The following is a 20,510-nucleotide window of genomic DNA, read 5'->3' on the forward strand; positions in this document are numbered from 1 at the left end:
GCACACCACGACGAGAGGAAACACCATGGCAAGTGGAGTCGCAGCAGTCTGGGTCCCGGTCAGCGACATGGAGCGCGCCGTCGCGTTCTACCGCGACACGCTCGGTCTCACCGTCAAGGACCAGTCCGACGACTGGAGCGAGATCGACGCCGGCGGCCTGATGATCGGCCTGAACGGGCGCGAGTCCGCCAGCCAGGCGAGCGACGGCGGCGCCGTCGTGTCGTTCCAGCCGGACGGCAGCATCGAAGACGAGGTCGCCGCGCTCAAGGAGCGCGGCGCGGACATCCAGGGCGAGATCAGTGAGCACCCGTGGGGCAAGATCATCCCCTTCAAGGACAGCGAGGGCAACGACCTGCAGCTCTACTCGCCGCCGCAGGGCTGACCCAGCGGGTGCGAGACGCACCCACGGACGGACGGGAGGCCCGTGGCGACGCCGCCACGGGCCTCCCGTCCGTTCTGCGGCCGGCTACGCGGACCCGCGCCAGACGACCTCCGTCGGCAACAGCAGACCGCGTGGACCGTCGTCGGTGCCGCCGATCTGTTCGAGGACCTGGTGTGCCGCCTGCTCGCCGAGCAGGCGCGCCGGCTGCCGCACCGTCGACAGCTGCGGGTCGCACCGCAGCGCCCAGGCGCTGTCGTCGAACCCGACCACACCGACGTCACCCGGCACGCTCCGGCCGCTGCGCTGCAGGACGTCCATCGCACCGGCGGCGACCGCGTCCGACGCGGCGAACACGCCGTCGATGTCCGGGGCCCGCTCGAGCAGCTCGCGCATGCCCTCGGCGCCGGCGGTGTAGCTGAACAGGGGGTTCCGGGCGACGAGGTCGGGGTCGAAGCGCTCGCCGAGTGCCGCGGTGAACCCCGCCAGGCGGTCCTGCCCGGAGTCGCGGTCGAGCCCCGACGCGAGCATCCCGATCCGGCGTCGACCGGTGTCGACCAGCCGTCGGGTGATCTGCTCGGCGGCGGCGCGGTTGTCGATGCCGATGTACGAGATGTTCGCGGCGTCGGACGGGTGCCCGACGAAGCACGCGGGCATGCCGATCTCCTCGATCGCGCCGGTGATCGGGTCGCCGTCACGGGCGGACAGCACGATGGCGCCGTCGACGAAGCCGCCGCGCAGGTACTCGACCACGCGCTCGCTGTCGCGGGCGGAGTCGACCATGATCGTGACGAGCTGCTGGTCGGCGTCGGACAGGACGGCGTTCGTGCCGATCAGGATGTTGCCGATGTTGGGGTCGTCGAGCACCACGACCGAGGGTTCGTGGACGATGAGCGCGATCGCCCCGGACCGCCGGGTGACCAGGCTGCGGGCGGCGGCGCTGCGCACGTAGCCGACGCGTCGGACGGCGTCCTGCACGGCCTCGCGCGCCTTCGGTGACACGTACGGCTCGTCGTTGAGCACCCGTGAGACGGTGCCGCGGGACATCCCCGCTTCGTCGGCGACGTCCTGGATCGTGGCGCGCTGACGAGCGGATCGGACCTCGGACATGGGGCAACCATATCCGCCACTGAGGAGCCCTCGGAACGCCTCGCAGTTGACAGGGTGCAGCCGCTGGTGTTTGATCTGGGAGCGCTCCCAGAAATGTCCGGCCCCGATCGGCCGGCGTGGACTGGGAGCGCTCCCAGAACACTGGGTGGCCTTCGCCGTCGAAGGGGTCGCACGCGACCGAGGCGGCCGGGGTCGCCCCGATCAGCGAGGATCCCCGTGACGACCACCACCCTGCCGACGACCGCCACCGGCGCGCTCGGCCTCGGCTCGACGGGCCTCGCGTTCGGGTGCGACTACAACCCCGAGCAGTGGGACCCCGAGGTGTGGGTCGAGGACGTCCGGCTCATGCGCGAGGCCGGCGTGAACCTCGTCGCGATCAACGTCTTCGGCTGGTCGCACGTCGAACCCCGCCAGGGCGAGTACGACTTCGCCGCGCTCGACACCGTCATCGAGCTGCTGCACGGCGCGGGCATCGGGGTCGACCTGGGCACCGGCACCGCCTCGACGCCGCCGTGGCTCACCACCCGGTACCCCGAGGTCCTGCCCGTCGTCGCCGACGGCACCACCCGCTGGCCCGGTGGCCGCCAGGCGTTCTGCCCGAGCTCGCCGATCTACCGCGAGCACGCCCTCGCCCTGGTCCGCGCCACCGCCGAGCGCTACGGCGACCACCCCGCCGTGCGGCTCTGGCACGTGTCGAACGAGCTCGGCTGCCACAACGCACACTGCTACTGCGACGTCTCCGCCCAGGCGTTCCGCGGCTGGCTGCAGGCCCGGTACGGCACGGTCGACGCACTCAACGCCGCCTGGGGCACCTCGTTCTGGAGCCAGCGCTACTCGGCGTGGGAGCAGGTGCTGCCGCCCCGCGCGACGCTGTCGTTCACGAACCCGGCGCAGACCATCGACTTCGACCGGTTCTCGTCCGACGAGCTCCTCGGCCACCACCGCGCCGAGGCCGCCGTCCTGCGCGAGCTGAGCGACAAGCCCGTCACGACGAACTTCATGGTCGCCGCGCACATCACGGCGCTCGACTACTGGTCGTGGGCCGGCGACATGGACCTGATCGCGAACGACCACTACCTGGACCACCGTCTGCCCCGGCCGCACGTCGAGCTCGCCTTCGCCGCCGACACCACCCGTGGCCTGGCCGGCGGCGCCCCCTGGCTGCTCATGGAGCACTCGACGGGCGCCGTCAACTGGCAGCCGCACAACGTCGCGAAGGCCCCGGGGGAGATGCTCCGGAACACCGCGGCGCACATCGCCCGCGGTGCCGACGGGGTCTGCTTCTTCCAGTGGCGCGCGTCCGTGCAGGGCAGCGAGAAGTTCCACTCGGCGCTGCTGCCGCACGCCGGCACCGAGTCGGGGACGTGGCACGACGTGGTCGCGCTCGGCGCCCTGGTCGAGCGGCTCGGCGAACTGCGCGGGTCACGCGTGGTCGCCGACGTCGCGCTCGTCTTCAGCTGGGAGAACCAGTGGGCGGCCGACCTGGAGGCCCACCCCAGCACCGCGCTCCGCTACCTGGAGCAGGTCCACGCCTTCCACGCCGCGCTCTGGGACCTCGGCGTGACCGTCGACGTCGTCGCCCCCGGGGCACCGCTCGACGGGTACGCGCTCGTCGTCGTCCCCGAGCTGTACCTGGTGCGCGACGAGCACGCGGCCGTCATCGCCGACCACGTCGCCGGCGGCGGGCACGCGATCGTCAGCTGCTTCAGCGGCATCGTCGACGAGCGCGACCGGGTCCGCACCGGCGGCTACCCGGGCGCCTTCCGTGAGCTGCTCGGCGTGCGGGTGGACGAGTTCCTCCCGCTCGCCGCCGACGCCACGATCGCACTGTCCGACGGCACGACCGGCAGCGTCTGGTCGGAGCCGGTCGAGCTGCGCGGTGCGACGAGCGTCGTCGACTACGCCGAGGGCTCGCTCGCCGGCCGCCCGGCCGTCACCCGCAACGAGCACGGCGCCGGGACCGCCTGGTACACGTCCACGGTGCTCGACGCCGGTGCGCTGGGCGGCTTCGTCCACCGCGTCCTCGACGAGGCCGGGGTGCACGCCGACCCCGCCGTCCGCCCCGGACTCGAGGTCGTGCGACGCCGGGACGACACCCACGAGTGGGTCTTCCTGCTGAACCACTCCGACCGCACCGTCGAGCACCACGAGGCCGGCCACGAACTCGTCGCCGACCGCCCCGTCACCGGGACCACCGCCATCGCCCCCGGCGGGACCCAGATCATCCGCACCGACAGGAACCGCTCATGACCACCACCGCACAGTCGCCCAGCGCGACCCGACGACGCCGGGGCGGCGGGTTCCGCTACCGCCGCGCCATCGCGATCTTCGTCCTGCCGTTCGCCGTCCTGTTCACGGCGTTCTACCTGGTCCCCATCCTCTACGCCGTGTGGGAGTCGCTGCAGAAGATCGAGCGGCAGGGCACGTTCGGCGCCCCGACGCAGGTGTTCGGCGGTCTGAGCCAGTACGCCCTGGTGTTCCAGGACGGCGAGTTCTGGAGCTCCGTGCTCCGCGTGCTGCTGTTCGGTGTCGTGCAGGTGCCGGTGATGCTCGGGCTCGCGCTCCTGTTCGCCCTGCTGCTCGACTCCCCGCTGCTGCGCGGCAAGCGGTTCTTCCGCCTGGCGTTCTTCGCGCCGTACGCGGTGCCCGGCGTCATCGCCGCGATCATGTGGGGCTACCTCTACGCCCCCGACCTGTCGCCGTTCTCCGCGGTGACCTCGCGGGTCGACCTGCTCGGCGGCAGCACCGTGCTGTGGGCCGTGGCCAACGTCGTGACCTGGGTCTACGTCGGCTACAACATGCTCATCATCTACTCGTCGCTCCTCGCGATCCCCGCCGAGGTGTACGAGGCGGCGAAGCTCGACGGTGCGTCCCAGCTCCGGATCGCCCTGTCGATCAAGATCCCGCTCGTGGTGCCGGCCATCGTCCTCACCGCGGTGTTCTCCGTCATCGGCACCCTGCAGCTGCTGACCGAGCCGACCGTGTTCCGCCAGTTCACCTCGACCATCTCGTCGACGTTCACGCCGAACATGCTCGTCTACTCGACGTCCTCGGTGCCGAACTTCAACCTCGCCGCGGCGTTCTCGGTCGTCCTCGCCGTCGCCACGTTCGTCCTGTCGATCGGGTTCCTCCGACTGACCCAGCGGAAGGCCGCCGAATGACCGTCAACGCCCCGTCCCAAGGTGACCTCGTCCGCGACGTCGGCCGACCGCTCGAGCCGAACCGGGCCTCCCGTCCGCACCAGCGCGGAGCGCGTGGTCCCCGTGAGAGCGTCATCTCGCGCAGCGCCGCGATGATCGTGATGGGGGTCTTCACCCTCTACTTCCTGCTGCCGATCTTCTGGCTGCTGGTCTCGTCCACCAAGACCGCCGCGAACTTCAACTCGACGTTCTCGCTGTGGTTCAGCGCCACCTCGGTGCAGGACTTCTTCGGCAACCTCGTCGAGCTGTTCACGCGGCAGGACGGCATCTACCTGCGCTGGCTGCTGAACAGCATCGCCTACGCCGGGGTGGCCGGCCTGCTCGGCACCGTGCTCTCCGCGATGTGCGGGTACGCCCTGGCCAAGTACCGGTTCCGCGGCCGCGAGGTCCTGTTCAACGTGTTCCTCGGCGGCGTGCTCGTGCCGGCGACCGCCCTGGCCCTGCCGCTGTTCCTCATCTTCAGCCAGGTCGACCTGACCGACACGTTCTGGTCGGTGTTCCTGCCGAGCATCGTCAGCCCGTTCGGCGTCTACCTGTCGCGGTTGTTCGCGGCGTCGAGCGTGCCCGACGAGATCATCGAGGCCGCCCGCATCGACGGCTCCGGCGAGGTCCGGACGTTCTTCACCGTGGCCGTGCGGCTCATGTCGCCCGCGCTCGTGACGATCTTCCTGTTCCAGTTCGTCGCCGTGTGGAACAACTTCTTCCTGCCGCTCGTGATGCTCCGCGACTCGTCGCTGTTCCCCGTCACCCTCGGCCTCTACACGTGGAACTCGAGCGTGAACCAGTACCCGGACCTGCGCACCCTCGTGCTCATCGGGTCGTTCGTCTCGATCATCCCGCTGCTCATCGCCTTCCTGAGCCTGCAGCGCTTCTGGCGCTCCGGCCTGGGTTCCGGCGGCCTGAAGTAGCCCCTCGACCCGCACCCCTTCCCGCACCAGCTCTCCCCACACCACATCCGAACGGAAACAGCATGAAGACAACGAAGTTCCTCAGCGTCGCCGCGATCGCCGTGGCCGCCACCGTGGCCCTCGCCGGCTGCAGCACCGGTGGCAGCAGCAGCGGCGGTGGATCCGACACCGCGGCCGCGAGCTGCAAGCCCTCGGACGGCAAGGTCACCCTCGACTTCACGACCTGGGTGCCGAACATGGACAAGGTCGTCGCGATCTGGAACAAGGCCAACCCGGACATCCAGGTCAAGGTCTCGATCGTCGCGAACGGCAACAGCGGCACCTACCAGAACTTCTTCAACCAGCTGAAGGCCAAGCAGGCGCCGGACATCGGCCAGGTCGAGTACGACACCCTGCCGGCGTTCCGCGTGCAGGGCGGCCTCGAGGACATCGGCGCGTGCGCCGGCATCAGCGACGCGAAGAAGGACTTCTCCGACGGCCTGTGGAACCAGGTCACCTTCGGTGAGTCGAAGTCGGTCTACGCCGTGCCGCAGGACTCCGGCCCGATGGCGCTGTACTACCGCAAGGACCTGTTCGAGAAGGCCGGCCTCGACGCCCCGAAGACGTGGGAGGAGTACGCCGAGGACGCCGTCAAGATCAAGAAGCTCGGCGGCAACATCACCAACTTCGCCAAGGGTGACGTCAACCAGTTCGCCGGGCTCGTCTCGCAGGCCGGCGGCCAGTGGTTCGAGAACTCCGGCCAGGACTGGAAGGTCAACCTGGACGACGCCGCGTCGAAGAAGGTCGCCGACTACTGGCAGGACCTGATCGACAAGAAGCTCGTCAACACCCTGCCGAGCTTCACCGACCAGTGGAACAACGCCTACGACAGCGGCAAGGACTGGACCTGGGTCTCCGCGGTCTGGGGTGCGAACACCATCTCGAGCGGCGCGCCGTCGACCTCGGGCAAGTGGGCCGTCGCTCCGATGCCGCAGTGGAAGTCCGGCGAGACCAAGTCGGCCGCCTGGGGCGGTTCGTCGAACGTCGTCTTCGCGGGCAGCAAGCACCCGGCCGAGGCGTCGAAGTTCCTGGTCTGGCTGAACACCTCGACCGAGGCGCTCTCCGCACTGAACAAGGAGGCCAACCTGTACCCGGCCTCGACCACCGGCGCCGACCTGCCGGCCCTGACCGAGGGGCTCGACTTCTACGGTGGCCAGAAGATCTACGAGGAGTTCGCCACCGCGGCGAAGGACATCCAGCCCTTCACCTGGGGTCCGACGATGACGCAGACCTACTCGGACGTGTCCGACGGCTTCGGGCAGGCGGCGTCCGGCTCGGGCACCCTGAGCGAGGCGCTCGAGTCCGGGCAGTCCAAGACCATCGCAGCGCTCAAGGCGCAGTCGATCCCGGTCAAGGGCTGACGGACGGCGGCTGACGTCGCGCGGTCCACGCGTTGACGACGGACAGGAGGCCCGTGGCGGGATCGCCACGGGCCTCCTGTTGCGTCTCGGGGTCGTGTTCCGGACCCCGCCGCGCGCTCGCAGCGCGCTCGTCGCTCGCTCGTCGCTACGCGACCGCGATCTCGTTGGGCACGCCCGGCAGCTCGTCGCTCGAGGCGATGACCTTCCCGGTGGTGAGGTCGACGGCGTGGATCTTCCGCTCGGCGGGGTCGGTGACGTAGGCGACGTCACCCTCGACCTTCAGGGCCGGGTGGGCGTCCTGCCACTCGGTCGGGCCCTCCCACGCGTCGATCACCGGGTACGACTCCAGCTGCTCGCCGGTCGTCTCGTCGAAGCTGTGCAGCGCACCGTCGTCGCCGAGCACGACGGCCTCGTCACCGGGGCCGCGGGCGAGGTCGCGGAACGTGAAGCCGACGCCGTCGGGCATGTCCGCGACGGTGTACTTCCCCGAGGCCGCGTCGATCAGGGCGATCTGGTCGAGCAGGTACCCCTCGCTGTCGGGGTCGTCGTTGTAGTCGCCGACGGCGACGGACGAGTCCTCGGTGGTGAACAGGTTGCCGGTGCGGCCGTACTCGGTCGGGGCGTCGATCTTCTCGAACGCGCCGTCCTGGTAGACCAGGGCGCCGTCGGTGCAGCCGAACACCGCGACCTCACCCTTGACCGCACCCTCGCCGTGCACGTCGGGGCACTCCTCGGACCGGGTGATCTCCGTGCCGTCGGCGTCCAGGGCGCGCACGCCGGAGCGGCTCTCCTCGGTGCCGATGGTCGTCAGGAGCGTGCCGTCCTCGAGCTCGATCGCGACGCCGTGGTGGGCGGCCTCGGACTTCGTCGTCTCGACCTCGGGCAGGTCGGCGCCGTCGAGCTCGGTGTGGTCGAACGTCGTCACGTCGCCGGTGCCGTCGGCGAACAGGGCGGTGCGGTCGCCGTGGACGACCGCGTGGCCACCGGTGTCGGCGGGGAAGACCGCGTCGGTCAGGGCCGGCTCGGCCTGCGTGTCGAGGACCCGGAAGCCCTCGGGCACGGTGACGAGCACGTGGCGTCCGTCACCGGCGGGGTTGACCCGGGTGAAGCCGTCGATCGCGTCGTCGGCCACCACTCGCAGGTCCTGGTCGAGGACGAGCAGGCCGCCGTCGTAGGTCAGGGTGATGCGGGTCCCGTCGGCCTTCGGGGTCGCAGTGGTGTCGGACCCGGCGTCGGTGTTCGTGGCGCACCCGGTCAGGGCCAGGGCGGCCGCGCCGAGCAGGGCGGCGGGCCACGCGGCCCGGAGCGTGATCGTGTTCGTCATGTCGCTCACTGTATTGATTCTCATTCTCAATTACCAGTCGACAGGCCGTCGACGATGGCCTCGGTGTTCGAGCGCATCATGCCGAGGTAGGTGGAGGCGTCGCCGTCCTCCGTGAGGGACTCCGTCGCCAGCGGTCGGATCTCGACGTGCAGGTCGACCTCTTCCGCGAGCACCTCGGCCAGTCGCGCGGGCTGCGAGGCGTCGGCGAAGATCGTCCGGACCCCCGCCTCGTCGATGGCGTCGGCCAGGTCACGCAGGTCGGCGGCGCTCGGGGAGGCCAGGGTGGTCCCGCTCGGGATCACCGCCCCGACGACCCGGAAGCCGTAGTGGTCGGCCAGGTACCCGAACACGTGGTGGTTCGTGACGAGCGCCCGGCGTTCCTCGGGCACGGTCCGGAACGCGGTCGTCATCGTGTCGTCCAGGTCGCGGAGCTCGTCCAGGTAGGCATCGGTGCCGGTCGGCTCGATGCCGGCGTCGCGCAGGTCCTGGTCGAGGGCCTCGACCACGTCGACCATCCGGGCGGGGTCGGTCCAGAAGTGCGGGTCGGGGCCGCTGTCGTCCTCGGTGGTCCACTCCAGCGGGTCGAACGCGTCCCCGGCGGTGGAGACCGGCACACCGTCCTCGGCTGCCGCTGCGACGTGACGGGCGACCCCTTCTTCGAGTCCGAGCCCGTTCTCGACCACCAGGTCGGCGCTCCGCAGTCGTGCGGCTTCCTGCGCGGAGACCTCGAACGAGTGGGGGTCGGCGCCCGGGGGCATGAGGACCATGACGTCGGCCTGGTCCCCGACGACTTCGCTGACGACGTCGCCGAGGATGTTCGTCGTCACCGCGACGAGGGGCCGGTCCGAGCCGGCGGTGGTGCACCCCGTGGCGACGAGGGCGACGATCGCGGCGACGAGACCCGCGGTCAGGATCCTGGTGCCGGTCACAGTCCGACCTCGGCGAAGGCGACGGGGGCGGCGGGGAGTTCGATCGTGCGGGCGACCCGGGCGCCGTCGGCGAAGTCGATCTCGTGCACGGTGCCGTCCGCGGGGTCGGCCACGTAGGCGCGCTGGGCGTCGAGCTGCAGCATCGGCGCGGGGTCGTCTGCGCCGATGTCGATGAGCGCCGTCGTCGTGGCCACCTTCCCCGTCGAGGCGGTCACGACGACCACCCGCCCGGAGTCGTCGACCCCGACCACGTGCTCGTCCTCGTCGTCCACCGCGACCACGGCGCGCAGGGGCCGTTCGGTCGGCACGAGCCGCCACGAGCCCTGTCGCACGTCGAGCAACCAGAACCCGGTGGTGCCGGCCAGTCCGGCGACGGTGGGCCGGCCGGCGCGTGCGGCGAAGGCCGTCGGGCGCTCGGCACCGTCGGGCAGTTCGACGAACGAGGGCTCGCCGGCGTCGTCCACCACGACCGCTCCGTCGGCGCAGCCCACGACGGCACCGGCGCGGGTGACGATCCCGCCGGCGGGGTCGGTGCACGCTTGCTCGGCGGCGGCGCCGGCGGCGGTTGCTTCGCCGTCCGCGTCGAGCACGCGGACCGTGTCGCCGTCGGCCGCCACGAGATGCTCGCCCATCGGCAGCAGGACGCTCGCGTCGATCCGTGCGGTCTCGTCGACCTCGCCCTGACCCAGCGCCTCGCGGTCGAGCACGACGGCCTCGGCGCGGTCCGGCCAGGTGATCGTCGTCATGGTCTCGGACGAGTGCACCTCGACCCGGCCGCCACTGTCGATCGTGCCCACCACCCGGGGCTCGGCTGCGTAGTAGTGCGTGTGGTCGCCGTGGTCGACGGTCCAGGACCCGCCGTCGACGATCGTCGTGCGGTCGGCATCGCTCGTCACGAGGAACCGGCCGTCGGTCGCCGAGTCCTCCGGTGCGTCCACGTCGTCGAGTTCGGTGGTCTCCTCGGTGAGCAGGTCGTGCAGCGCGGTCGCGCCGGTCGCCGACACGGCCAGGAGGCGCACCTGGGGTTCCTGGGACTCGCTCGCGCCCGCCACGTAACCGTGGGGACGGGCGGTGCCGGTCGAGCTGTCGGCCGACGGGGTGCCCGTGGAACAGGCGGTGACGGTGAGGGCCAGGCCGGTGGCGAGGCCGATGGTGGGCAGGAGGCGCGCGGGGGCGCGGCTGGTGGTCGAGTGCTTCATGCTCCCTCTCGAGACGGTGCGGCGGATCGTGGTGCTGCCGGCGCGGCCGCGCGCGCCGGTGTGGGGATCGGGGTGCGCCGCAGGACGACGGCGGCCAGGGCGCGTGAGGCCACGACGCCGCCGACGGCGACCGCGGCGATGCTCGCGCCGGCGGCGGTGCCGGCATGCCAGGAGACGAGCAGCCCGACGAGGACGGCGGCGGCACCGATGCCGGCGCCGAGGAGCATCGTCGAGGCCACGTGCCGGGTCCAGGCGCGGGCGGCGGCCGCCGGCGCGAGCAGCAGGCCCACGACCAGCAGGGTGCCGACGGCCCGGTACGAGGCGACGACCGCCAGGGTGACGAGCCCGATGAGCACGACCTCGGCCAGTCGTGGGTGCAGTCCGAGCGTCGTGGCCTTGCGGGTGTCGAACGCCAGTGCGGTGAAGGGCCGGTGGAACGCCGCGGCGACGGCCAGGGCCACGGCTGCGGCGATCGCGAGGCCGCCGACGTCGGCCCGGGTGACGGCGAGGACGTCGCCGAACAGGATCGCGGTGACGTCGGTGGCGAACGACCGCGAGGACGACACGATGATCACGCCGAGTGCGAGCATCCCGACGAAGAGCAGGCCGATCGAGGTGTCGTACGACAGTCGGGCACGACGACGCAGCGCCCCGACGCCGAGCACCATCACGCCCGCGCTCACCGCGGCACCGAGCACCGGCGGGATCCCGGTCAGGGTGGCGATCGCGACGCCGGGCAGCATGCCGTGCGAGAGCGCCTCGCCCAGGAACGCCATGCCCCGGACCAGCACCCACGTGCCGACCACGGCGCAGAGGACCGCCGCCAGGGAGCCGCCGACCAGGGCGCGCAGCATGAAGTCGACGGAGAACGGATCGGTCAGCCAGGTCACGGTCCGAGACGCTACATGAAAACGAGTATCGATACTGATAGCGTGCTGAGGTGCCTGCGACCGAGCCGACCGACCCCGCCGAGCCCCGATCCGCCGTCCACCTGGACCGGGTGACGGCCGTCCTCGGCGACCGGACCGTCCTCGACATGCTCGACGTGACGTTCCCCGCCGGGGTCGTCACCGCGCTCACCGGACCGAACGGATCCGGCAAGTCGACGCTGCTCGACGTGGTCGCGGACGTCGTGCGGCCGACCGCCGGGCGGGTGACGGGCCTCCCGTCCGACGGCGTCGCCTACGTGACCCAGTCCGTACCGCCGACCACGCTCCCGCTCACCGTCCGCGCGGCCGTCACGATGGGGCGGTGGCGGCACCGCGCGTGGTGGCGGCCGCTCGGACGCGCTGACCGGGCTGTCGTCGACGCGCAGCTCGAGCGGATGGCGATCACGGAGCTCGCCGATCGGCCGATCGAGGAGCTCTCGGGCGGGCAGCGGCAGCGCACGCTCGTCGCGCTCGGGCTGGCGCAGCGTGCCGGGGTGCTGCTGGTCGACGAACCGACCGCGGGGGTCGATGCGGAGTCCGCGGCGCTCGTGGTGGCGGCGCTCGCCGACGAGGCCGCGGCCGGCGTCGTGGTGGTGCACGCGGCCCACGACCCGGTGGCGATCGCCGCAGCCGACCGCATCGTCACGCTGACCTGACCCTGCTTCCGTCGGGTCGATTCCGCAAAACACCGGTGTTCACCCGTCGAACCGCGGTTTGCGCGTGTTCAGAGCACGAACACCGGTGTTTTGCGGGCCCCGGAACGGCGGTCAGGGGCACGCGACGGCCACCGGGCCGGTCGGCGTCGGGTCGGCCGCGACCGGCTCGACCGCCGGCACGGCGCTCGACTTCCGCAGCCCCATCGCGACGAGCACCACGGCACCGACGATCGCGACCCCGCCGGCCAGCCAGAAGTCGGCAGCCAGACCGAACGACGACACCGCGGCACCGCCGAGCACCGAACCGGCGGCGATCGCGAGCTGGATCGTCGTGACGAACAGCGCGAGCCCGGTCTCGGACCCGGCCGGCGACGCCGTCGACATCCACGTCTGCATCCCGAGCGGCAGCGCACCCCACACCAGGCCCCACACGACGAGCAGCACGAAGACCCCCACGACGGAGTGGGCGAGCAGCGGGAGCAGGACGACGGCCGCCGCGAGCACGAACTTCGACGCCCCGATGGTGCCGAGGACACTGCGGTCGAGCGTGAAGCCGGCGGCGAAGTTCCCGACGATGCCCGCGACGCCGAACACCAGCAGCGCGATCGTCACGGTGTCCGGGCCGACACCGACGAGCTGCTGCAGGTACGGCGCGATGTAGGTGTACGCGGCGAACTGGGCCGCGAAGACGAAGGCTGCGGCGATGAGCCCGACCCGGGCACGGGGCACGCGGAGCAGCGACCCGAGCGTGGCGAACCGCACCCGCTGCTGCGCGGGGATCCTCGGCAGCATCGCCAGCTGCAGGACGAGCGCGACGAGGCCGAGCGCCCCACCGATCACGAAGCCGAGGCGCCAGCTGGCGAGCGACGACACGAGGGCGCCGAGCGGCAGGCTCACGACGGTCGCGACGGAGACGCCGGCCGTGATGAGCGAGGTCGCGCGGATCGTCAGCTCCGGCCGGACGAGTCGCCCGGCGATCCCGGCACCGATGGCCCAAAAGCCACCGATGCCGACCCCGAGCAGCATCCGTGCGATCAACAGCACCCAGAACGACGGCGCGATCGCGGCGAGGCCGTCGGCGACGACGAGCAGCACGGTCAGGGACACGAGCACCACCCGGCGGTCGAGTCGCGAGGTCAGGACGGTGACGACCGGTGCCGCGACGGCGCCGACGAGTCCGGTGGCGACGACCATCAGGCCGGCGGTGCCGATGCCGACGTCCAGGTCGTCGGCGATGGCGGGGAGCAGTCCGATGGGCAGGAACTCGGACAGGACGAGCACGAACGACCCGAGTGCGACGGACGTGACGCTGAGCCACCCGCGGCGCGCTGCTGACGATGTCATGGGGGCATCAAGCCCCGGAGTGCGACGATCCATTCCCGGCCTCGCCGAGTCCGCTCCACAGGTGCGCTATCGTCGCCGCACCGTCGAGCAGGGTGCGCAGGTCGACGCTCTCGTCGCTGGCGTGCCAGTGGTCCTCCGGCAGCCCCGTGCCGACGAACAGGACGGGGGCGTCGAACACCCGGCCGAGCAGCTCCGCGGGACCGCCCCCGGCGTTGCCCATCCGGCCGGCGGTCTCGGTGCCGTGCCCGAGTTCCATCGCCCGCACGAGCGCGTCGAGCTCGGGGCCCGACGGGGTCACGTACGGGTCCTGCCCGGTCTCCTCGGGGATCGTCAGCTCGTAGGTCACTCCGTCGGGCATCGTGTCCCGGACGAACCGGCGCAGCTGCTCGGCGACGGCCTGCACCTGCTGCCCCGGCACGGTCCGGATGCTGATCTCGGCCGTTGCCTCACGCGGGACCACGGCTCGTGGGAACCCGGTGGGGTCGCCTGCGAGCAGGGTCAGCACCTCGATCGACGGTCGTGCCCAGAGCCGCTCCTCGACCGAGTACCCCGCCTCGCCGGTGATCGCCCGGGTCTCGGTTCGCTCGACCCAGACGTCGGGGTCGAAGTCGAGCGCCTGCAACTCGGCACGGCGTTCGTCCGTGAGCGCGTCGACGTCGTCCAGGAACCCGGGGATCGTGATGCGGCCCTGGTCGTCGTGCAGGGCCGCGAGCACGGTGACGAGCGCGTGCACCGGGTTCGGCGCGGGGCCGGACACGGCGCCGCTGTGGACGTCGCGCGCTGGCCCGGTGACGGTGAGGGTCGCGCCCGTCATGCCACGCATCGACGTGACGACGGCGGGATTGCCGGCCTTCCACTGCAGCGTGTCCGAGAACACGACGACGTCGCACGCCAGCCGCTCCTGCTCGGCGTCGAGCAGGTCGGCGAAGTGGCTGGAGCCGAGCTCCTCTTCTCCTTCGACGAGGAACTTGAGGTTCACGGCCGGGGTGCCGTCCGGTCGGGTGGCGAGGTGCGCGCGCAGCCCCCACAGGTGGGCGAGCACCTGCCCCTTCGCGTCGGACGCCCCGCGCCCGTACAGGCGTCCGTCACGGAACACGGGTTCCCACGGCGAGGTCTCGTGCCACTCCTCGGGCTTCGCGTGCCGCACGTCGTGGTGGCTGTAGACGAGCACGGTCGGCAGCGCCGGGTCGACGTGCAGCTCGGCGTACATGGCCGGTGCGGGACCGGCCTGCAGGATCTCGGTCTCGAGGCCGAGCTCGCGCATCGCTCCGGCCAGCCAGTGCGCGGACCGGTCGACGTCGATCGCGCGCTCGGGTTGCGATGCGACGGACGGGATCCGCACCCACTCGCTGAGTTGCCGCACCAGGTGTTCGCGGTGCTCCTCGAGGAACCGCGCGACCTCGGCGCGACGGGTGTCGGGTTCGGTGCTGTCGGTCACGGGAGCGGACACGGTTCTCCGTTCGGTCAGGTGGTGCCGACCGTAGGAGCGGGTCCCTACGGGTGGTCCCGGATTGGCCTGGAGGCGCGGTGTGCGTCCGCTACGCGCCGCACCTCGGACCCGGTGCGGGTCCGGAGCCCGGTGTGGGTCCGGGACTCGGCGCGGGTCCGGAACGACTCAGGCGTCGAGCGCGCGCCGTGCGGCCGCGACGACCTCGGCGTCGGTGACGAAGTGCGCGGAGCCGTCGTCCCCGGCGCCCATCGGCACCCCGGTGTGCGTGCTGTCCGCGGCCGGACGCTTGGCCGACAGGTGCACGGCGGCGGCACCGGTGGCGAGCAGTGCGCGGACGTCGGCGGGGGTGACCCCGGCGCCGGCCATCACCTGCACGGGCCCGGCGGCCTCGACCATGCGGGCGATCGTCTCGGCGCCGGCGACCGCGGTGGGGGCGGCACCCGAGGTCAGGACGCGGGTGAAGCCGAGCGCCGCGAGCGACCCGGCTGCGGCGACGGGGTCGGTCGCGTGGTCGATCGCGCGGTGCAGGGTGACCTCGGCGGTGGCGCTGACCGAGCGGGCGGCGTCCACGAAGCGGCGGAGGGCGTCCTCGTCCAGGGTCCGGTCGGGGCGCAGGGCACCGACCACGACACCGGCGGCCCCGGAGCGCAGGACCGTGCGGACCTCGCGCACCATGAGCTCGACCTCGTCGGGGGAGTGCACGAACCCGCCCGGGCGGCAGCGGACCAGCGCGTGCGCCGGGATCCCGGTCTCGTGGGTCGTCTCGACCAGGGCCTGGGACGGGGTGAGCCCGCCGAGCTCGAGCCCGACGCAGAGTTCGACGCGGTCGGCGCCGCCGTCCCGCGCGGTGATCGCACCCGCCGGAGAGGTCACGGCGATCTCGAGTGCGGCGGTGGTGCTCATGCAGGGGCTCCGAGCGGTTCGTTGGAGGCGGGGACGATGCGGGCGCGGAGGTCCGGTGCCGTCGGGAACACTCGATCGTAGGGGAACATCGGCCGCTCTATCCTGTGGTGCCCGAGGCGCAGCAGGTCCTGGTCGACACCGCCCGGGGTGAGCGCGAGCATCCAGTCGGCGGACATGTCGAACAGCTCCGGTTCGAGGTACCCGATCTTCACGATGACGACGTCCGCCTGCCGCGGCGCCAGGTCGAGGTCGGTGAAGTCGTGCTCGTGGTGGTACGGCTTCCGCAGCTTCGTCAGGATCGCGAAGACGCTGCCGACCTGCAGCACGACCTCGGTCTCGGCGTCTCGGTCGCCGTGCTTGATCGCGTGCACCCGCCCGGTCATCGTGATCGGGCCGGCATGCACGTGGTCCACCGACGCACCGGCGGTCACGGTGATCGTCGCACCGACGCCGGCGTCCACCGCCGCGGCGACCGCGGCCGGTCCGGGCACGCTCGCGTAGATGACGGTCGGGCCGGACGGGTCCTGGAACTCGGGGCGGGCGAGCACCTGCGTCAGGCCCCAGGTCATGTCCCCGGAACCGCCCGCCGTGGGGTTGTCGCCCGAGTCCGAGACGAAGTACGGCTTCGCGGCGCCCGGGGCGAGCGCGGCGTCGAGGCACTCCTCGAACGTGCCGGTGGGGGCGACGAACACGAAGTCCTCGCGGACGTCCCAGAACGCCGCCGCGAGCCGTTCGGCACCGGCGGTGACGGCTGCCTCGTCCCACCCGGTGACGACGGTGACGGCCTGGTCGCGGGGCTGGTCGGCCCACGCGTACCCGACCCAGATCGCGGCGTCGAGCACGCCCTCGGTCTGCTCGACGAGCGGGACCTGCGCGTACAGGGACTTCGCCGGCTCGAGACGGGTCGAGGTCTGCTCGCCGGGCAGCAGGACGGGGATCGGGATCCAGGCCTTCACGGGTCGCTGCGCACCGACCGGGCGTTCGGTGAGCACGTCGACGAGGTTCCGGACGGCGCGCTCCTTCGTCTCGAGGGTGTCCTCGTGCGGGGCCATCCGGTAGCAGGTGACGAGGTCGACCTGGTGGGCGAGCTCGCGCGTGACGTTGCCGTGCAGGTCCATCGACGCGGACACGATGACGTCGGGGCCGACGACCGCGCGGATGCGACCGAGCAGGTCCGTCTCGGCGTCGTCGAGCCCCTCGACCACCATCGCGCCGTGGATGTCGTACCAGAGCCCGTCGACCGGACCCATCGCACCCAACCGCTCGACGATCTCGTCGGCCAGGGCTTCGTACGACGCCCGGTCGACGATCCCGCCGGGCAGCGCGTGCCCGATGAGCGCCCCGCGGAAGTCCGCCCGGTCCGCCATGGCCGCCAGGAACGGGTACCGGGCGACGGCCTCGTCGCCGCGGTCCGGGTGGAACGCGGGGGCGTGGGTCCGGGTCGGCGTGAACGTCGACGTCTCGATGGCGAGCCCGGCGATGGCGATGACCGGGCGACGGGCACCAGCGGCGCTGGCGGGGACGGCGGGGGTGACGGGACCGGTCTCAGACACGGACGCTCCTGTTCCTGGTGGTGGACTGGGGGATGGGCGCGGAGAGCTCCTCGAGCGAGGCGGCGAGGCCCCGCTGCAGCGCGAACTGCCCGGCGCCGACGAGCCCGGCGTCGGCGCCGAGCGACACCGGCTCGATGGCCAGGTGCTGGGTCATCAACGGGTGGCAGCTCTCGTAGAGCTGGCTCCGCACGGCGGCGATGAACGGGTCGAGGGTCGACAGGATGCCGCCCAGGTAGACGGCGTCCGGGTTGAAGAAGTTCACGTTGGCGGCGAGCACCTCGCCCAGGTACTTGCCCGCCATCCGCACGGCACGGGTGGCCTCGGGGTGCGCGTCCGAGGCGAGCCGGACGACGTCGGCGGTCGACGCGACGTCGACCCCGGCGTTCGACAGGATCCGGACCAGGGCGGCCCCGGACGCCACCGTCTCCAGGCATCCGGTGTTGCCGCACGAGCACGGGGTGTCCCCGGCGGCGTCGATCCGCACGTGCGTGATGTCCCCGGCCGCGCCGGTCGACCCCCGGTAGAGCCGGCCGTCGATGACGATGCCCGCGCCGATCGCCGACCCGGCCTTGATCGTGATGGTCTGGCGTCGAGCCGGATCCTGCACGGTCTGCTCACCCGCCGCCATGCAGTTCGCGTCGTTGTCGACGATCGCCGGCAGGCCGAACCGGTCGCTCAGCCACGCGGCCACGGGGAACCCGTTCCACCCCGGCATCCGGCTCGGCAGGTCCACGACCCCGGCGACGACGTCGACGGGCCCGGGCAGGCTGAGCCCGACGCCCCGCAGCCCTTCGCGACCACGGTCGTCGGCGAGCCGCTCGAGCAGCGCGGCCAGGCGCTGGAGCCCGGCGGTCGGACCGTCGGACAGCGCGAACGGGACGTTGGCGACCGACTCGAGCGCGCCTCCGGGCAGGACCACGCCGATGCGCGCGTGCCCGCCACCGACGTCCGCGGCGACCGCGTACTCGTCGACGCCGCCGATGCGGAGCACCTTGCGGGGGCGCCCGCCGGTCGAGACGTCCGTACCTTCCTCGGCGAGGATCCCGTGCTCCAGGAGCTGGCCGACGACGTGCGAGACGGTCGACGGGGCGGCTCCGAGCACCTTCGCGATCTCGGTCCGGCTGGCGGCCTGCCCCGATGCGACGAGCTCGAGGACGCGGGCGCTGAGATCGGCCACGACTTTCTCCAATCCGGGCGGAACGGGAGCGGAACACCGGTCGATGGTCCGTTCTGCCGCGAGCCTACGGGGCGGATCGAGCGGTCCACCCTTTCGTCCGTTCCGCAGTAACGCAGTTTTTACATCGAGATGTTTGTTTTTCCAATCGCTTTGGTCCTTGACTGTCCTCGTGCCGCTCGGCACCCGTGCTCCACCTCCCCGAAGTCCCTCGCACAAGGAGACACCGCATGTCCAAGCCCCGTCGCTGGGCGCTCCTCACCGGAGCTGCGATCGCCGTGAGCGCGCTGCTCGCCGGCTGTTCCGGAGGCGGCAACGCCTCGCAGGGATCGACCGACGAGATCGACTACGCGCTCCCCGCCAACTTCACGCCGAACTGGATCCTGCCGATCGGCACCGCCGCGCACCTCAACACGAACAACGGCTCCATCGCCCAGTCGCTGTACGAGCCGCTCGTCGCCTACGACGGCTCCACCGGCAAGATCGCCTGGAACAAGGCCGGCTCCGTCGCCACCGACGCGAAGTTCGCCGACGACGGCAAGAGCGTCACCATGACGCTCGGCGACCGGCACTGGTCGGACGGCGAGGCGATCACGAGCCGCGACGTCGGGTTCTGGTTCAACCTGATCAAGGCGAACAAGGACCAGTGGGGCTCGTACTCCAAGGGCAAGGCACCGGACAACTGGACCTCGTTCAAGGCCGTCGACGACACGCACTTCACCATCACGTTCGACAAGGCATACAACTCGGACTGGATGCTCGCCAACCAGCTGAGCCACATCATCCCGCTGCCCCAGCACGCCTGGGACAAGACCAGCGCGACCGCGAAGGTGACCGACGCCGACGAGACCACCGCCGGCGCGAAGCAGGTGTGGAAGTACCTCAACACCGCCGCCGGCAAGATCTCCGACTACGCCACCGACGACCTGTGGAAGACCATCTCCGGCCCCTACGGCGTCAAGACCTTCACCACGGCCGGCAAGGTCACCCTGACGGCGAACAAGAAGTACGACGGTGGTGAGAAGCCGTCGATCGCGACGGTGAACCTGCTGCCCTTCACCACGGCCGACGCCGAAGTGAACGCCGTCCGCTCGGGCGAGGTCGACTACGGCTACATCAACGCCACCGACATGGACCAGAAGTCCGCGTTCACGGCGAAGGGCTACTCCGTCGAGCCCTGGACCGGCTGGGCCATCACGTACATGCCGTACAACTTCAACAACCCGACGATGGGCGCCGTCTTCAAGCAGCTGTACGCCCGTCAGGCCGTCCAGATGTCGATCGACCAGACGTCGCTGTCGAAGGTCGTCTTCAACGGCACCGCCACCTCGACCTACGGTCCGATCCCGCAGGCGCAGGAGTCCGACTACGTCTCCGACGTGCAGAAGTCGAACCCGTACCCGTTCAGCACCTCGAAGGCCAAGGACCTGCTGACCAGCCACGGTTGGGAGGAGCAGGGCGGCACGATGGTCTGCACCGACCCGGGCACGTCCGCCAGCCAGTGCGGCGAGGGGGTCAAGGAGGGCACGAAGTTCTCGATGCAGGTCCTGTCGCAGTCCGGCTCGACCGTGACCGACAACATGATGAGCGCGATCCAGTCCTCGCTCGCGAAGACCGGCATCGACTTCACCATCAAGACCGCGCCGGTGTCGAGCGTGCTGTCGCAGACCCCGACCTGCACCTCGGACGAGGCCAGCTGCGACTGGGACCTGTCGTTCTTCGGCACCGCGGGCAGCTGGTACTTCCCGGCCTACCCGACCGGTGAGTCGCTGTTCCAGACCGGCGGTTCGGCGAACTTCGGCAGCTACTCGAACAAGGAGGTCGACTCCCTGATCGACGCGACCACCACCTCGACCGACGCCACCGCCGTGCAGGACTACAGCGCAGCGGTCGCGAAGGACCTGCCGGTGATCTGGCTGCCGAGCCCCGACTACCAGATCTCGGTCGTCAAGAAGGGCCTGTCCGGCTTCGACCAGGACTCGCTCGCCAACTTCCACCCGGCCCAGTGGAAGTGGACCAAGTAGGAAACCGACCCTGGAGGCGCGGTGCGCG

At 71.4% G+C, this 20,510-nt stretch carries 17 protein-coding genes; 7 read left to right on the forward strand and 10 right to left on the reverse strand.

Annotated elements, in window-relative coordinates; all coding sequences use genetic code 11:
• Positions 1 to 25 precede the first annotated feature (25 nt).
• Positions 26 to 382, forward strand: a complete 357-nt coding sequence (locus tag DEJ01_RS10100) for a VOC family protein (RefSeq protein WP_027467232.1) — start codon at positions 26 to 28, stop codon at positions 380 to 382.
• Positions 383 to 466: 84 nt separating this feature from the next.
• Here the strand turns inward: DEJ01_RS10100 and DEJ01_RS10105 are convergent, their stop codons facing one another.
• Positions 467 to 1,489 (reverse strand): LacI family DNA-binding transcriptional regulator, encoded by a 1,023-nt coding sequence (locus tag DEJ01_RS10105; RefSeq protein WP_071245173.1) that lies wholly within the window; start codon positions 1,487 to 1,489, stop codon positions 467 to 469.
• A gap of 216 nt (positions 1,490 to 1,705) precedes the next feature.
• Here DEJ01_RS10105 and DEJ01_RS10110 point away from each other — a divergent pair, with 216 nt between their 5' ends.
• The 4 genes from DEJ01_RS10110 to DEJ01_RS10125 all read left to right on the forward strand — a co-directional run bounded on the left by DEJ01_RS10110 (position 1,706) and on the right by DEJ01_RS10125 (position 6,997).
• On the forward strand, positions 1,706 to 3,739 hold the full coding sequence (locus DEJ01_RS10110; RefSeq protein ID WP_111092889.1) for a beta-galactosidase: 2,034 nt from the start codon (positions 1,706 to 1,708) through the stop codon (positions 3,737 to 3,739).
• Positions 3,736 to 4,650 carry a carbohydrate ABC transporter permease gene (locus DEJ01_RS10115; protein WP_027467229.1) on the forward strand — a complete coding sequence of 305 codons (915 nt, stop codon included), beginning with the start codon at positions 3,736 to 3,738 and terminating at the stop codon, positions 4,648 to 4,650. Before DEJ01_RS10110 ends, DEJ01_RS10115 begins: the two co-directional genes overlap by 4 nt.
• A complete protein-coding gene (locus DEJ01_RS10120; RefSeq protein ID WP_228516621.1) occupies positions 4,647 to 5,597 on the forward strand; it encodes a carbohydrate ABC transporter permease in 951 nt (316 codons plus the stop codon). The genes DEJ01_RS10115 and DEJ01_RS10120 overlap by 4 nt, the downstream gene beginning before the upstream one ends.
• Before the next feature lie 62 nt (positions 5,598 to 5,659).
• Complete coding sequence (locus DEJ01_RS10125; protein ID WP_111028690.1) at positions 5,660 to 6,997, forward strand: ABC transporter substrate-binding protein; 1,338 nt, start codon at positions 5,660 to 5,662, stop codon at positions 6,995 to 6,997.
• A 145-nt stretch (positions 6,998 to 7,142) separates the two neighbouring features.
• Here the strand turns inward: DEJ01_RS10125 and DEJ01_RS10130 are convergent, their stop codons facing one another.
• Genes DEJ01_RS10130 through aztB form a run of 4 tightly spaced genes read right to left on the reverse strand, consistent with a single transcriptional unit; the run spans position 7,143 to position 11,339 of the window.
• The gene (locus DEJ01_RS10130) at positions 7,143 to 8,321 is read right to left on the reverse strand and encodes a hypothetical protein (RefSeq protein ID WP_111092920.1); all 1,179 of its coding nucleotides are present in this window, start codon (positions 8,319 to 8,321) and stop codon (positions 7,143 to 7,145) included.
• A 26-nt stretch (positions 8,322 to 8,347) separates the two neighbouring features.
• Positions 8,348 to 9,250: a metal ABC transporter substrate-binding protein gene (locus DEJ01_RS10135; protein ID WP_258375678.1), complete on the reverse strand. Its 903-nt coding sequence runs from the start codon at positions 9,248 to 9,250 to the stop codon at positions 8,348 to 8,350.
• Positions 9,247 to 10,449, reverse strand: a complete 1,203-nt coding sequence (locus DEJ01_RS18160) for a YncE family protein (protein WP_111092890.1) — start codon at positions 10,447 to 10,449, stop codon at positions 9,247 to 9,249. The genes DEJ01_RS10135 and DEJ01_RS18160 overlap by 4 nt, the downstream gene beginning before the upstream one ends.
• Positions 10,446 to 11,339: a zinc ABC transporter permease AztB gene (gene aztB / locus DEJ01_RS10145; RefSeq protein ID WP_111092891.1), complete on the reverse strand. Its 894-nt coding sequence runs from the start codon at positions 11,337 to 11,339 to the stop codon at positions 10,446 to 10,448. The genes DEJ01_RS18160 and aztB overlap by 4 nt, the downstream gene beginning before the upstream one ends.
• Before the next feature lie 50 nt (positions 11,340 to 11,389).
• On the opposite strand from aztB, the gene DEJ01_RS10150 reads away from it, so the two are divergent.
• Complete coding sequence (locus DEJ01_RS10150) at positions 11,390 to 12,034, forward strand: ATP-binding cassette domain-containing protein (RefSeq protein WP_258375679.1); 645 nt, start codon at positions 11,390 to 11,392, stop codon at positions 12,032 to 12,034.
• Positions 12,035 to 12,145: 111 nt separating this feature from the next.
• On the opposite strand, the gene DEJ01_RS10155 is transcribed toward DEJ01_RS10150, so the two are convergent.
• The 5 genes from DEJ01_RS10155 to DEJ01_RS10175 all read right to left on the reverse strand — a co-directional run bounded on the left by DEJ01_RS10155 (position 12,146) and on the right by DEJ01_RS10175 (position 18,461).
• Positions 12,146 to 13,378 carry an MFS transporter gene (locus tag DEJ01_RS10155; protein WP_111092892.1) on the reverse strand — a complete coding sequence of 411 codons (1,233 nt, stop codon included), beginning with the start codon at positions 13,376 to 13,378 and terminating at the stop codon, positions 12,146 to 12,148.
• A 7-nt stretch (positions 13,379 to 13,385) separates the two neighbouring features.
• The gene (locus tag DEJ01_RS10160; RefSeq protein WP_111092893.1) at positions 13,386 to 14,816 is read right to left on the reverse strand and encodes a M20/M25/M40 family metallo-hydrolase; all 1,431 of its coding nucleotides are present in this window, start codon (positions 14,814 to 14,816) and stop codon (positions 13,386 to 13,388) included.
• 177 nt (positions 14,817 to 14,993) lie between these two features.
• Positions 14,994 to 15,731 (reverse strand): copper homeostasis protein CutC, encoded by a 738-nt coding sequence (locus DEJ01_RS10165; RefSeq protein WP_111047543.1) that lies wholly within the window; start codon positions 15,729 to 15,731, stop codon positions 14,994 to 14,996.
• Positions 15,728 to 17,284 carry a M81 family metallopeptidase gene (locus DEJ01_RS10170; protein ID WP_111092894.1) on the reverse strand — a complete coding sequence of 519 codons (1,557 nt, stop codon included), beginning with the start codon at positions 17,282 to 17,284 and terminating at the stop codon, positions 15,728 to 15,730. The genes DEJ01_RS10165 and DEJ01_RS10170 overlap by 4 nt, the downstream gene beginning before the upstream one ends.
• Positions 17,277 to 18,461 (reverse strand): ROK family protein, encoded by a 1,185-nt coding sequence (locus DEJ01_RS10175; RefSeq protein WP_083404204.1) that lies wholly within the window; start codon positions 18,459 to 18,461, stop codon positions 17,277 to 17,279. The genes DEJ01_RS10170 and DEJ01_RS10175 overlap by 8 nt, the downstream gene beginning before the upstream one ends.
• Before the next feature lie 227 nt (positions 18,462 to 18,688).
• Between DEJ01_RS10175 and DEJ01_RS10180 the strand changes: the two genes are divergently transcribed.
• The gene (locus DEJ01_RS10180; RefSeq protein ID WP_111092895.1) at positions 18,689 to 20,482 is read left to right on the forward strand and encodes a peptide ABC transporter substrate-binding protein; all 1,794 of its coding nucleotides are present in this window, start codon (positions 18,689 to 18,691) and stop codon (positions 20,480 to 20,482) included.
• Positions 20,483 to 20,510 lie beyond the last annotated feature (28 nt).

The sequence above is a fragment of the Curtobacterium sp. MCLR17_040 genome, assembly GCF_003234735.1.
In the GTDB taxonomy this organism is placed as follows: Bacteria; Actinomycetota; Actinomycetes; order Actinomycetales; family Microbacteriaceae; genus Curtobacterium; species Curtobacterium flaccumfaciens.

What these genes read in the sequence shown, in the direction of transcription:
- DEJ01_RS10130 (WP_111092920.1), bottom strand. Translation starts at nt 8,321, where the DNA reads ATGACGAACACGATCACGCTCCGGGCCGCGTGGCCCGCCGCCCTGCTC.
- DEJ01_RS10155 (WP_111092892.1), bottom strand. Translation starts at nt 13,378, where the DNA reads ATGACATCGTCAGCAGCGCGCCGCGGGTGGCTCAGCGTCACGTCCGTC.
- DEJ01_RS18160 (WP_111092890.1), bottom strand. Translation starts at nt 10,449, where the DNA reads ATGAAGCACTCGACCACCAGCCGCGCCCCCGCGCGCCTCCTGCCCACC.
- DEJ01_RS10180 (WP_111092895.1), top strand. Translation starts at nt 18,689, where the DNA reads ATGTCCAAGCCCCGTCGCTGGGCGCTCCTCACCGGAGCTGCGATCGCC.
- DEJ01_RS10125 (WP_111028690.1), top strand. Translation starts at nt 5,660, where the DNA reads ATGAAGACAACGAAGTTCCTCAGCGTCGCCGCGATCGCCGTGGCCGCC.
- DEJ01_RS10165 (WP_111047543.1), bottom strand. Translation starts at nt 15,731, where the DNA reads ATGAGCACCACCGCCGCACTCGAGATCGCCGTGACCTCTCCGGCGGGT.
- DEJ01_RS10105 (WP_071245173.1), bottom strand. Translation starts at nt 1,489, where the DNA reads ATGTCCGAGGTCCGATCCGCTCGTCAGCGCGCCACGATCCAGGACGTC.
- DEJ01_RS10100 (WP_027467232.1), top strand. Translation starts at nt 26, where the DNA reads ATGGCAAGTGGAGTCGCAGCAGTCTGGGTCCCGGTCAGCGACATGGAG.
- DEJ01_RS10115 (WP_027467229.1), top strand. Translation starts at nt 3,736, where the DNA reads ATGACCACCACCGCACAGTCGCCCAGCGCGACCCGACGACGCCGGGGC.
- DEJ01_RS10120 (WP_228516621.1), top strand. Translation starts at nt 4,647, where the DNA reads ATGACCGTCAACGCCCCGTCCCAAGGTGACCTCGTCCGCGACGTCGGC.